We start from the raw sequence: 13,711 nt of genomic DNA on the forward strand, positions 1-13,711 counted from the left end.
ACCTCCCGTGCTTCGTGTGTGTTCCCGGGCGACTTCGTCGACGCCATGTGAGCCGCCCTCACGACGAACTCGATGTGGCCGCATCACCGGCGAGCGTGTCGGCGAGGCGCTGAGCCAGCGCCCGGACCGTGGTGATGTCGGTCGATCCGATGCGGATACCTGTCTCGTTCTCGATGCGCGTACGCACTTCCAACGTGCCGAGCGAGTCCAAGCCGTATTCGGACAGCGGCCGGTCCGAGTCGACCGACCGGCGCAGGATCAGCCCGATCTGGTCGGCGACCAGTTTGCGCAGCCGACCCGGCCACTCCTCCTGCGGCAGCTCGTAGAGCTCGGTGAGGAACGCGCTGGTGCCTGCGTTGCCCTGGCCGATCGACGCGAACGCCTCGGCGAACTTGCTGGTCTGCGCGAACGCCGTCAGCCACGGGGCACCGGCGACCGGCGCGTACCCGCTGTAACCACGGTTGTGGCGCAGCAGCGCGTCGAAGGCGTCGGCACCGTCGTCGGGCAGGATCGCCATCGCGGTGTCCTCGGCCATCCCCTGGCCCTTGCCGATCTCGGCCCAGGCACCCCAGGCGATCGCCGAGGCGGGCAGTCCCTGCGCGCGGCGCCAGTGCGTGAACGCATCGAGCCAGCTGTTGGCCGCGGCGTAGGCGCCCTGTCCGGGCGACCCGACCATCGCGGCGGCCGACGAGAACGAGCAGAACCAGTCCAGACGGTCGCCCTGCCCCGAATCCTGCAGCGCCGTGTGCAGATTCCAGGCGCCGTACACCTTCGGCGCCCAGTCGCGGTCGATCAACTCGTCGGTGATGTTGGGCAGGGTCGCGTCCTCGACGACGGCGGCGGCGTGCAGCACGCCGCGCACCGGCAGGCCGGTGGCGTTCGCCGCGGCGGTCACGCGGCCGGCGGTGGCCGGATCGGCGATGTCGCCCAGCGTCACCTCGACCTCCGTGCCGCCGGCGCGGATGCGGTCGATCACAGCCGCCGCTTCCGCTCCCGGCGCCGAGCGGCCGTTGAGCACGATCCGGCCGCACCCCGCCGCAGCCATCTTCTCGGCCAGGAACAGGCCGAGCCCGCCCATGCCGCCGGTGACGACGTACGCGCCGTCGCCGCGGAATGCCTCGGCGTTCTCCGGCGGCACCACGGCGGTGCTCTGCCCGGTGTGCGGGACGTCGAGCACGAGCTTGCCGGTGTGGCCGGCCGCACCCATCACGCGGATCGCGGTCGCACCGTCGGCCAGCGGGTAGTGCGTGGTCTCCGGCAGCGGCAGCACACCGTCGGCGATCTGCTGGTAGACCGTCTCCAGCAGGCGGCGCAGGATGTCCGGGTTGGTCAGCGTCAGCAGCGCCAGGTCCACCGCGTAGAAGGCCAGGTTGCGCCGGAACGGGAACAGGCCCATCTTGCTGTCGCCGTAGATGTCGCGCTTGCCGATCTCGACGAAGCGGCCACCGAAGGACAGCAGTTCCAGGCCCGCGCGCTGCGCGGCGCCCGGCAGCGAGTTCAGCACGATGTCCACGCCGTAGCCGGCCGTATCCTCTCGGATCTCGTCGGCGAAGGCGGTGCTGCGGGAGTCGTAGATATGCTCGATCCCCATGTCCCGCAGCATCTTCCGTCGCTCCGGGCTACCGGCGGTGGCGTAGATCTCCGCACCCGCGGCCTTGGCGATCGCGACCGCGGCCTGTCCGACACCGCCGGTCGCGGAATGGATGAGCACCTTGTCGCGGGCGCCGATGCGGGCCAAGTCGTGCAGGCCGTACCAGGCGGTGGCGTGCGCGCTGGGCACCGCGGCCGCCCGGTCCTCGGGAACGCCGGCGGGCAGCTTGACCGCGAGGTTGGCGTCACAGGTGACGAACGTGGCCCAGGCGCCGTTGGCCGAGATTCCCGCGACCCGGTCGCCCACCTGGTGTTCGGTGACACCGGGTCCGACGCCGGTGACCACACCGGCGAAATCGGCGCCCAGCTTCGGCAGCCGACCCTCGAAGCTCGGGTAGCGGCCATAGGCGACGAGCACGTCGGCGAAGTTGAGGTTCGACGCCGTCACCGAGACCTCGATCTCACCCGGACCCGGCGGGACCCGGTCGAACGCGGCCAGTTCCAGCGACTCCAGGTCGCCGGGGGTGCGGATCTGCAGACGCACGCCGTCGGTTTCGTGGTTCACCACGGTGGTGCGGCGCTCCTCGGGGCGCAGCGGGCTCAGCGCCAGCCGGGCGACGTGGAATTCGCCACCGCGCCAAGCGGTTTCGTCTTCCTCCGAACCGGAGAGCAGCTGCGCGGCGACCGCGGCGGCATCGGTGGCGTCGTCGAGGTCGACCTGCGTCGGGCGCAGCGCCGGATGCTCCATCGCCAGCACCCGCAGCAGCCCGCGCAGGCCCGCCTGTCCGAGGTTGGCGACGTCGTCGGCGAGCACGGTCTGCGCGTTGTGGGTCAGCACGAACAGCCGCGGCGGCTCGCCGGGGATCTCGGGCAGTTCCCGCGCGATGCGGACCAGATGGCGGACGTGCTCGGCCCCCTCGGCCGGTGCGTCGTCACCCGAGGCCGCGGGCGCGGTCACCACGACCACACCGCTGTGGTGGTCGGCGGTGAGCCGGTCGCGCACCTGTGCGGCGACCGCGGCCTGATCGGCGTCGGCGGGCCACACCGTCGTGGTGACCGTGGCGTCGGCACCGCCGAGCGCGTCGGACAACCGGGCGGCCTGCGGCTGCGCGTCGGCCGAGGTGGCGATCAGCAGCCAGCGCCCCGCGTCCACGAGGTCGGCCTCCGGCCGGTCCTGGGTACGCCAGTCGATGGTCAGCAGCCGCTCGTTGAGCAGCCGCTCCCGCTGTCCGCCCGCGGTGGCGCCGCTGCCGAGGCGGAGACCCTCCACGGTGAGCAGGACCGCACCCTCCTCGTCGAGCACCTCGATATCGGCCTCGACCGCGGCGGCGCTGACGTTGGTGACCGTGACGTAGCAGTAGTGCGCATTGCGCATGGAGGCGTGCGCACTGAGCCGGCGCACTCCGAGCGGGAGCATCAGCGTTCCGGTGACGTCCGCCTGCAGGGCGGAATGCGCACCGACCGCCTGGAAGCAGGCGTCGAGCAGCGCGGGGTGGATGCCGTAGGCGCCCTGCTGGGAGCGGATCGAGCCGGGCAGCGCCACCTCGGCGAGGACGGTGTTGCCGCCGTCGTCGCGGGTGTGGGCCGCGACCAGCCCGGAGAACGCCTGCCCGTAGGAGATACCGCGCTCGGCGAACCAGGCGTGCAGGTCGGCGCCTTCGCGCCGCTCGGGATGGGCGGTGAGCAGGTCGTCGACGTCGTGGGCGGGGGGCGTCGCGGCGGTGTCGTCGCCGTGGAGCACGGCGGTGGCCCTGCGCACCTCGGCGCCCTCGTCGTAGGTCTCGACCACGAAGTCGGCCACACCGGGCCGTTTCACGGTGGCGACCGACGAGACCGGCGTCTGGTCCTCGAGAAGCAGCATCGCCTCGAACGTGATGTCGCGGACCTCGGCGGAGTCGCCGAAGACGGTGCGCGAGGCGGCGAGTGCCATCTCGCAGTACGCCGCTCCGGGCAGCGCCGCGACGTTGTGCACCTGGTGGTCGCCCAGCCACGGCTGGGTCGCGGTGCCCACGTCGACCTGCCACACATGGCGCTCGGGCTCCTCCGGGAGACGCACGTGGGCGCCGAGCAGTGGGTGCACCGCCACCGTGGAGCCGCCCTGCGCCTGCTCCTGGCCGTCGCGGGTCAGCAGCAGGTGGACGTGGGTCCAGGTGGGCAGCGGTGCGTCGACCAGACGGCCGTCGGGGTAGATGATCGAGAAGTCCACTGCCCCACCGGCGTTGTGGACGTCGGCGACGAAGCCCAGCAGACCGTCGGGGGAATCCTGCTCACGGCGCATCGCGGCCAGCGCCGCCAGGCTCATGTCGAGGCTGCGGCCGGTCTGATCGACGGCGTGGGTCAGCAGCGGGTGCGGGGCGAGCTCGCCGAACACCCGGAACCCGTCTTCGAGCGCCGCCTGCACGGCCGCGGAGAAACGCACGGCGTGCCGCAGGTTGTCCACCCAGTAGTAGGCGTCGAACTCGGCCGGATCGCGCGGATCGTAAAGCGTGGCCGAGTAATACGGAATCTCGGGCTCCATCGGCTCGATGTCCTCGAGCACCTCGGTGAGCTCGTCGAGGATCGGGTCGACCTGCGGCGAATGCGACGCCACGTCGACGGCGACCTCGCGGGCCATGACACCGCGCGCGTCCCACTCGGCGACGAGTTCGCGGATCGCCTCTTTGGCGCCACCGACGACGGTGGACTGCGGAGAGGCGACGACGGAGAGCACCACATCGCTGATACCGCGGGCGGCCAGCTCCGAAAGCACCTGCTGCGCAGGCAGTTCCACCGATGCCATCGCACCGGAACCGGCGATGCGCGCCATCAGCTTCGACCGGCGGCAGATCACCTTGGCACCGTCCTCGAGGGACAGGCCGCCGGCGACGACAGCCGCGGCCGACTCCCCCATCGAGTGGCCGATCACCGCGCCGGGGGTCACCCCGTAGGACTTCATGGTGGCCGCGAGCGCGACCTGCACGGCGAACACCGTGGGCTGTACGCGGTCGATTCCGGTGACCTTCTCCGGCGCGGACATCGCCTCGGTGACCGAGAACCCGGACTCACGGGCGATCAGCGGCTCCAGTTCGGCCACGGCGGCGGCGAACACCGGCTCGGTGGCCAGCAGACCCTTGCCCATCCCGGCCCACTGCGAGCCCTGACCGGAGAACACCCAGACCGGACCGCGCTCGCCCTTGGCGACGGCGGGCTCGTACGGCGTCTCCCCGTCGGCGATCTCGCGGAGCGCCTTGATGAGCTCTTCGCGGGTGCCGGCGCTGACGCTGGTGCGCACCGGGCGGTGCCCACGGCGGCGCGCCAGCGTGTAGGCGAGGTCGCGCAGGTCCCCGTCGGACTGGGCGTCGACCCAGTCGGCGAGGCGTGCGGCGGTGCGCCGCAGTTCTTCGGCGGAGGTGGCCGACAGCGGGAAGAGCATCGCCTTGTCGCCTGCCTCGATGACCGGCGCCGGCGCCTTCGGGGCCTGCTCGAGGACGGTGTGCACGTTGGTGCCGGAGAGTCCGTAGGAGGAGACCGCTGCGCGCCGCGGCTGCTGGTCACCGAGCGGCCAGGGGGTGATCTCCTGCGGGACGAACAGGTTGGTGCTGATGCGCGCCATCTCGTCCGGCATACGGGTGTAGTGCAGGTTCTGCGGGACGGTGGCGTGCTGCAGGGCCAGGATCGCCTTCATCATGCCGACGGCTCCGGAGGCGGACTGGCCGTGGCCGAAGTTGGTCTTCACCGCGCCGAGCGCGCACGGCGCGTCGGTGCCGTACACCTGCGCGAGGCTCGCGTACTCGATCGGGTCGCCGACCGGGGTTCCGGTGCCGTGCGCCTCGACCAAGCCGACCGTCGTCGGATCCATGCCGGCAGCGGCCAGTGCCGACCGGTAGACCGAGACCTGGGCGTCCCGGGACGGCGTGGCGATGTTGACGGTGTGGCCGTCCTGGTTGGCGGCCGAGCCCTTCACCACGGCCAGGATGCGGTCCCCGTCGCGCTGGGCGTCCGCGAGCCGCTTGAACATGAGGATCACCGAGGCCTCACCGGAGACGAACCCGTCGGCGTCGACGTCGAAGGCGTGGCAGTGGCCGGTGGGCGAGAGCATGCCCTGGGCGGAGCCGGAGGACATCTTGCGCGGCTCGAGCATGACCGAGACGCCGCCCGCGAGCGCCATGTCGCTCTCGCCGTCGTGGAGGCTGCGGCAGGCCATGTGGACCGCCAGGAGGCTCGACGAGCAGGCGGAGTCGACGGTGTACGCCGGTCCGTGCAGGCCCATGGCGTAGGAGATGCGTCCGGAGGCGAGGCTGTAGTTGTTGCCGGTGAAGCCGTAGGGCCCCTCGATGGCGTTGGCGTCGGCGGCCACGAGCTGGTAGTCACCATGCGTCATACCGATGAAGACGCCGGTCAGCGATTCGTGCAGGGCGGCGGGATCGATGCCGGCGTGCTCGACGGCTTCCCAGGCGGTCTCGAGCAGCAGCCGGTGCTGCGGGTCGATGGCCGTCGCCTCGCGCTCGCTGATGCCGAAGAACTCGGCGTCGAAGCCGGCCACATCGTCGAGGAAGGCGCCCCACTTCGACACCGATCGGCCCGGAACGCCGGGCTCGGGGTCGTAATACTCTTCGGCGTCCCATCGGTCCAGCGGCACCTCGGTGACGAAGTCGTCTCCGCGCAGCAGCGCCTCCCACAGCCGCTCGGGAGAGTCGATTCCCCCGGGCAGCCGGCAGGCCATTCCGATGACGGCGATGGGAGTGACCGGTGCATCGACCACGTGTGCAAACCTCTTCTGAAAACGGGATACGGAAGTTTCGGGACGGATGAAAATCGATGGTTTCGGAAATCCAGCACTTTTCGGCGTGCTCCGTCCGCTCCCCTCTGTATCTCTACGGCCCTTCGGTGGCGCCGAGTCGGAGCGTAACCGCTCGCGCCGACTCCGGTGCAAGTACCGAGCAAATCCCCCTCGGCTGTTGCTAGATCAATGTCCGCGGCCAAAACGTTACACGAGCAAGGACAAGATCGCAGTTTCCTCAGGTTGCAGCGCTTTGACCTGCAGTTACTTCGTTTTTTGACTCTAATGTCAATCTTGGCAGGCTCTTGGGTTCCTCTCAGGTTTTTCGCTACGCAAGAACTCAGCAAACTCCAAGCGACCCTCTGCTGTCGTTGCTGCGATTGAACCCGCGGGGCTAGTTCGCACGGGGTGAGCGGCGCCGGCCGGCCGTGCGTGATCTTGTTTCAGCAGCGCACAGCGTTTTTGCGTGCTCAACATCACTGCGGCCAGACAGATGGGCCGGGGAGGCTTCCGGTGTGCTGAATATGTGCAAAAGACAGGACTTTCCTGATCGGGCAACCCGCAGGCGAATAACGATGTTCTCGCGATTCCGGTCACCAGCAAAGGCTTCGAAGGCAGGACAGGGCAGCACGCCGGGCAAACGGACACAGGCTCGGCAAAAGCGAATTGAGTTGTTGGACAACCATTTCCAGGGACAACAAACGTTGTCAGTGAACCTGGTGAAATACCCCACAAATCGGCCCCGGAGGGGCCCTGGGAGGGGGCCGGCGACGCTACCCGGCAACCGGCTTGGGCACCGCGAACGGTGCGCCCAGAGCCGGGATGGCCTGGTATCCACGCCGGCGTGCGCGGGCCACGTCGCGCCGGATGAGCACATTGAGCCCCGCGAAGGAACCCATGTCGAGCAGCATCGGGGTCAGCAGCCGGTTGTGCACGAAGCCGATCGCCAGGCCGCTGGACGGGTCGGCCCAGCCGACGGACCCGCCGAGTCCGACGTGGCCGAACCCGCGCATGAGCCCGAACGGCAGGCTGTGATACCCGAGGTGGAACGCCAGCGGGATGCCGAGGTTGCGGTCGGGGCGCAGGTTCGGCCTCCCGGTCAGCCCGGCGGCGATCTGCGGAGACAGGAACTGCTCCCCGCCGATGACGCCGCCGTTGGCGATCGCCCCGTACATCCGGGCCAGACCGCGGGCGGTCGCGACGCCGTTCGCGGAGGGGATCTCGGCATCCAGGAACGGGATGTCCCCCTGCACGACGGCCTTCATCCCCGGGAAGTACATGGAGCCGAACATCCCGGAGAACTGCAACGCGGCGACCTTCGGCGCGACCAGGTTGAACACCGGATTGGCCATCGTGCCCTGCGGGGCCAGGATCTGTGCGGCCCGCGTTGCGGCGTGCGCCGGCGGACGACCCAGGTGCAGACCGTCGGTGTTGAGCGGCCCGGCCAGTTCGGTGCGGATCAGATCACCCATCCCCTGCCCGGTGACCGCGCGCGCCAGCCCGGAGATCAACCAGCCGTAGGTCAGCGCGTGGTAGGCCGGACGGCCGTGCAGCATCCGGTTGACCGGAGCCGCCGCCAGCCGCTCCTCCATCGCCAGATGGTCGAGAAGATCCTTCCTGCGGACCCCGTTGAGTTGCGACAGTCCGGCGCGGTGCCGCATGACGTCGCGAACGGTGATGGCCTCCTTGCCGTTGGCGCCGAACTCGGGCCAGTACCGCGCGACGGGCGCGTCGTACTCCAGAAGACCCCGGTCGACCAGCCGGTGGATCACCGTCGAGGCCATCCCCTTGGTCGCGGAGAAGACCATCGCGCCGGTGTCGGCGGTCCAGTACTGCCTGCCGCGGCGGTCGGAGTAGCCGGTCCACACGTCGACAACCGGCTCTCCGTGCAGGTAGATGCAGAGGGCCCCGCCCCCGAACCGGCGGCCGGGGAACAGCTGCGAGAAGCCCTGCAGTGTGCACGCGAAGTTCGTATCCGCGGCACCCTGCACACCGTGCGGGAGCGCCGCGCCGCGTTCCCGCGTTGAGAGGTTGGTCACAGTTATGAATTTAACCCTGCTAGGAGCTAATTAAACAGAGCGTTATTGAAGCGTTAAATACCAGGTCAGGTACCGAATCAGTGGGCGGCGTCGAGGATCTGCCGCGCCGCCAGCGCCGGAGTCAGTTCACCGTCGCGAACCTGCCGCTCCACCTCGGCGCGGATGCGGCGCACCTCGGGATGGGTCAGCACCCGGTCGAGCACCGCGTCGCGCACCATCGACCACGTCCACTCGACCTGTTGCGCGCGGCGGCGGCTCTCGAACTGCCCGGCCTCGCGCAGCACGTCACGGTGTTCGAGCACCTTGTCCCACAACTCGCGGACCCCGTCGTCGTGCAGTGCGCTCATGGTCAGCACCGGCGGGCGCCACAGCGTCTCGCGCGGGTAGATCAACCGCAGCGCGGCGGTCAGTTCACGCGCCGCGGACTTCGCCTCGACGGCGTGCTCGCCATCCGCCTTGTTCACCACCACGATGTCCGCCAGTTCGAGCACCCCCTTCTTGATGCCCTGCAGCTGATCGCCGGTACGGGCGAGGGTGAGGAACACGAAGGTGTCGACCATGTTGGACACGGTGATCTCGGACTGCCCCACGCCGACGGTCTCGACGAGGATCACGTCGTAACCGGCCGCCTCGAGCAGCACGATCGTCTCGCGGGTCGCCTTCGCGACCCCGCCGAGCGTGCCCGAGGTGGGCGACGGGCGGATGTAGGCGTCGGGGTGCACGGCGAGTCTGGCCATCCGGGTCTTGTCCCCGAGGATCGAGCCGCCCGTGCGGGTCGACGACGGGTCGACCGCCAGCACCGCCACCCGGTGCCCCTGCCCGATGAGGTGCATGCCGAGCGCCTCGATCGTGGTGGACTTCCCGACCCCCGGCACACCGGTGATGCCGACGTGCATGGCGGAGCCGGCCTGCGGCATCAGCTCCAGCAGCAGCTGCTGGGCCCGGTCCCGGTGGTCGGCCCGCGTCGACTCGACCAGGGTGATCGCCCGCGCGAGCGCCGAGCGGTCACCGCCGCGCAGCGCCGCGGCGAGTTCGCCGACCGATTGCTTCATCTAGCCGAGGTCGTAGCCGAGCCGCTCGGCGAGCTTGTGCAGCAGCCCCGTCGCGGCGTCGGCGATCACGGTGCCGGGCGGGAAGATCGCGGCGGCACCGGCGGCGTAGAGCTCGTCGAAGTCGCCCGGCGGGATCACGCCGCCGACCACCACCATGATGTCGGGCCTACCCACCGCGGCCAGCGCGTCGCGCAGCGCGGGCACCAGCGTGAGGTGACCGGCGGCCAGTGACGAGACGCCGACGACGTGCACGTCGTTGTCGGCGGCCTGCTGGGCGACCTCGTCGGGTGTGGAGAACAACGAACCCACATCGACGTCGAACCCGATGTCCGCGAACGCCGTCGCGATCACCTTCTGACCGCGGTCGTGTCCGTCCTGCCCCATCTTGGCGACCAGGATGCGGGGCCTGCGGCCGTCGGCCTCGGCGAACTTGTCCACGAGTTCGGTGGCGGTGCTCATCTTCGAGATGTTGTCACCCGTCCCGGCCTCGTCGCGGTACACACCCGAGATGGTGCGGATCTCGGCGACGTGGCGACCGTAGACCTTCTCCAGCGCGTCGGAGATCTCCCCCACGGTCGCCTTCGCGCGGGCGGCGTCGATCGCCAGCGCCAACAGGTTGTTGCCGAGCCCGTCCTCGCCGGCCGGCCCCTGCGCCCCGGCCGCGCGGGTCAGCGCGTCGAGCGCCGCGCGGGTGGCGTCCTCGTCACGCTCGGCCCGCAGCTGCTCGAGCTTGGCAAGCTGCTCGGCGCGCACCCGGCTGTTCTCGACCTTGAGCACCTCGATCTCGTGATCCTCGGCGACCTGGTACTTGTTGACGCCGATCACGGTCTGCGCGCCGGAGTCGATGCGCGCCTGGGTGCGGGCGGCGGCCTCCTCGATACGCAGCTTCGGGATGCCGTCGCTGATGGCCTGGGCCATCCCGCCGTGGGCCACGACCTCGCCGATGTGCATCCGGGCGGCAGTCGCCAGCTGGTGGGTCAGCCATTCGACGTAGTAGGACCCACCCCACGGGTCGATCGGCCTGGTGGTGCCCGATTCCTGCTGCAGCAGCAGCTGGGTGTTGCGGGCGATGCGGGCCGAGAAGTCGGTGGGCAGCGCCAGCGCCTCGTCGAGGGCGTTGGTGTGCAGCGACTGGGTGTGCCCCTGCGTGGCGGCCATCGCCTCGATACAGGTGCGCGCAACGTTGTTGAACACGTCCTGCGCGGTCAGCGACCAGCCCGAGGTCTGCGAGTGGGTGCGCAGCGACAACGACTTCTCGTTCTCGGGGGCGAACTCGGCGACCAGCTCGCTCCACAGCAGCCGGCCCGCGCGCAGCTTGGCCACCTCCATGAAGAAGTTCATCCCGATGCCCCAGAAAAAGGACAGCCGCGGGGCGAACTTGTCGATCGACAGCCCGGCGTCGAGGCCCGCCTTGATGTACTCGACGCCGTCGGCCAGCGTGTAGGCCAACTCCAGATCGGCCGTCGCACCCGCCTCCTGGATGTGGTACCCGGAGATCGAGATCGAGTTGAACTTCGGCATTTTCGCGCTGGTGTAGCCGAAGATGTCGGAGATGATCCGCATCGACGCCTTGGGCGGATAGATGTAGGTGTTGCGGACCATGAACTCTTTGAGGATGTCGTTCTGGATGGTCCCGGCCAGCTTCTCCGGCGGCACCCCCTGCTCCTCGGCCGCCACGACGTAGAGCGCCAGGATCGGCAGCACGGCGCCGTTCATCGTCATCGACACCGACACCGTCGACAGGTCGATGCCGTCGAAGAGCTGCCGCATGTCGAGGATGGAGTCGATCGCCACCCCGGCCATGCCGACGTCTCCCTGCACCCGCGGATGGTCGGAGTCGTACCCGCGGTGGGTGGCCAGGTCGAACGCCACCGACAGACCCTTCTGACCGGCGGCCAGGTTGCGGCGGTAGAACGCGTTCGACTCGGCGGCGGTCGAGAACCCGGCGTACTGGCGGATGGTCCAGGGCTGGTTGACGTACATCGTCGGGTACGGCCCGCGCAGGAACGGCGGCGCGCCGGGGAACGAGTCCAGCGGGTAGCCCTCCGCGGCCGCGGCGGCGCGGTCGGCGGCGACGTAGACGGGTTTGACGTCGATGCCCTCGGGTGTCACCCAGTCGAGCTGTTCGGGGGTGTACCCGTGCGCGGCGGCCGCGGCGGCCACGTGTTCGGCGACGGCGGCCTCGGTCGCCGGTTCGACGGCGCGCTCGCCGTGCAGCGGGACGTCGGCGAAGCTCCTGACTCCGGTCGTGTCCGCAGCCGGCTTGCCGGCGAGATCGTTGACGGTCATGTCAGGCCCCCAATCGGGTGAGGAGGTTCGACAGCGCCGCGACCGCGTCGATCTTGGCGGTGAGGTAGTCGTCGGGCTTGTGATCCGCATCGGCGACGGACTTCTCGGGGCCGGCGAGGTAGACGCGGGTGACGCCGGCCTCGCGGGCGGCCGCAACCACCGCGGCGGCGTCAGTGCCGTAACGGGTGTCGGTGCCGCAGATGACCGCGACCGACGGGTCACCGGCGGCCGACACCGCCTGCGCGACGTCGGCGGCGCCCACGGGGCCCGGGTTGACGGCCTCGATCCCGCCCGAGGCGAGCAGGTTGGTGGCGAACGTCGCGCGGATGTTGTGTTCCGCGAGCGGTCCGAGCGGCAGCAGCAGCACCTTCGGGCGGGCCCCCGTGCTCTCGAGCACCGCGTCGGAGCGGTCGCGCAACGCTTCGAACCCGGCGGCGTAGCGGGCGACGGCGGTGAACGCGTCACCCGGCGGCAGCGCGGGTTCGTCGATGTTCGGGTACTCGTTCACGCCGGTCAGCGCGGTGCGCCGGTGGGCGATGTCGTCGGCGCGCCGGGCGGCGACATCGGCGATCTGCTCGGCCGCGTGGTCGTGTGCGGCGACGAAGCCACCGCGGGCCTCGACGTCCTGGAAGTGCTTCCACGCCTGCTCGGCCAACTGAGCGGTCAGATCCTCGACGAACCAGGACCCGCCCGCGGGGTCGAGCACCCGGCCGATGTGGGACTCCTCGAGCAGCAGCAGCTGGGTGTTGCGGGCGATGCGGCGCGCGAAAGTGTCCGAGGTGCCGGGGAATCCGCCCGGGATCGCCGCGTCGAACGGGTGCACCAGCACGGTGTCCGCTCCGCCGACACCCGCGGAGAACGCCGCCAGCGTGGTGCGCAGCATGTTCACCCACGGATCGCGCTGGGCCATCATCGGCAGCGACGACACCGCGTGGACGGTGGCCGCGCCCGCGTCCGCGGCACCGACGACCTCGCAGACGCGCGCCCACAGCAGCCGGGCCGCCCGCAGCTTGGCGATCGTCATGAACTGGTCGTCGTCGGCGGCGAAGCGGAAGCTGATCTGGCGCACCGCGTCGGCGATGGGCAGGCCGCCCTGTTCGAGCAGGCGCAGATACGACACCCCGGCCGCGACGGCGCCCGCCAGTTCCCAGGCGGCGCTCGCCCCGCGGTTGTGCAGCGCGGGCCCGTCGACGGTGATGGCCCGCACGTGGCCGCTGTAGCCGGTGACCTTCGCCGCCGTCGACACGACCTCCGCGACGTCGGGTGCCGGCCGGTCGCTGAACGGTGTGGTGAGCGGGTCGGCACCCAGATCCACCGAAAGACGTTCGCGCTGTTCGGCATCGAGACCGGGGAGCAGCGCCAGCAGGGCTTCGGCGGCGGCGGTGTAGTCGGCGCCCGCCTCGAGCTGAACCGGCACCAGGTCGAGGAACACCGAGTCGAGCAGCCGTCCGAGCCCGGCCGGCGCGACGCCGTCGGCGCCGACGCGCAACACCAGCGCGCTGACACCTTCGGTCAGGCCCACCAGTATCGCGCCGTTGGTCTCGTCTGCGGTGCCCGGTGCGGCCGGGAAGGTCTCGGCGACCTTCCATCCGGACTTGACGTCACGCAGGGCGTCGCCGCCGCGCACGTACGGCCACTGGCCGGGCAGCGACGGCTCGGGCAGCTCGTCGAGGCTGGTGTAGAGGGGGCGGATCGCGAACCCCTCGTAGGTCGGCGAATCGAGCAGCCGGTCGGGTTCGGCGGGCAGGTCGGCGGGGTCCTTGCGGGTGCTCTTGGCCAGCACCCCGGCTACCGCGGAGCGCCACTGCTCCAGACCGGACTCGACACCACTGGCCCCCTGCACAGACACCGGCATCTCCTGTTGTCGCAGCGTGTGACTGACGTATCCGCCCATCAGGCTAAATGATGGTGGTCACGGCGTTGCCTGCCGGTCGGCCGACGTGCCGGGCGCCGCCGGACGGCTTCGGGCCGTAGGCTTGGTG

General features: G+C 70.3%; 5 protein-coding genes. All 5 read right to left on the reverse strand.

Annotated elements, in window-relative coordinates; genetic code table 11:
* Positions 1–58 precede the first annotated feature (58 nt).
* On the reverse strand, positions 59–6,331 hold the full coding sequence (gene pks2, locus AU195_RS24645) for a sulfolipid-1 biosynthesis phthioceranic/hydroxyphthioceranic acid synthase (RefSeq protein WP_059161638.1): 6,273 nt from the start codon (positions 6,329–6,331) through the stop codon (positions 59–61).
* A gap of 791 nt (positions 6,332–7,122) precedes the next feature.
* Positions 7,123–8,388 (reverse strand): esterase/beta-lactamase LipL, encoded by a 1,266-nt coding sequence (gene lipL, locus AU195_RS24650; RefSeq protein WP_059161639.1) that lies wholly within the window; start codon positions 8,386–8,388, stop codon positions 7,123–7,125.
* A gap of 77 nt (positions 8,389–8,465) precedes the next feature.
* A complete protein-coding gene (meaB, locus tag AU195_RS24655) occupies positions 8,466–9,440 on the reverse strand; it encodes a methylmalonyl Co-A mutase-associated GTPase MeaB (protein WP_059161640.1) in 975 nt (324 codons plus the stop codon).
* Positions 9,441–11,729, reverse strand: a complete 2,289-nt coding sequence (gene scpA / locus AU195_RS24660) for a methylmalonyl-CoA mutase (RefSeq protein ID WP_059161641.1) — start codon at positions 11,727–11,729, stop codon at positions 9,441–9,443.
* Between the two features lies 1 nt (position 11,730).
* Positions 11,731–13,584, reverse strand: a complete 1,854-nt coding sequence (gene mutA / locus AU195_RS24665) for a methylmalonyl-CoA mutase small subunit (protein WP_502687386.1) — start codon at positions 13,582–13,584, stop codon at positions 11,731–11,733.
* Between the last annotated feature and the right edge of the window lie 127 nt (positions 13,585–13,711).

It is taken from the genome of Mycobacterium sp. IS-1496 (assembly GCF_001499995.1).
Taxonomy (GTDB): Bacteria; Actinomycetota; Actinomycetes; order Mycobacteriales; family Mycobacteriaceae; genus Mycobacterium.

What these genes read in the sequence shown, in the direction of transcription:
- meaB (WP_059161640.1), bottom strand. Translation starts at nt 9,440, where the DNA reads ATGAAGCAATCGGTCGGCGAACTCGCCGCGGCGCTGCGCGGCGGTGAC.
- scpA (WP_059161641.1), bottom strand. Translation starts at nt 11,729, where the DNA reads ATGACCGTCAACGATCTCGCCGGCAAGCCGGCTGCGGACACGACCGGA.
- mutA (WP_502687386.1), bottom strand. Translation starts at nt 13,584, where the DNA reads ATGCCGGTGTCTGTGCAGGGGGCCAGTGGTGTCGAGTCCGGTCTGGAG.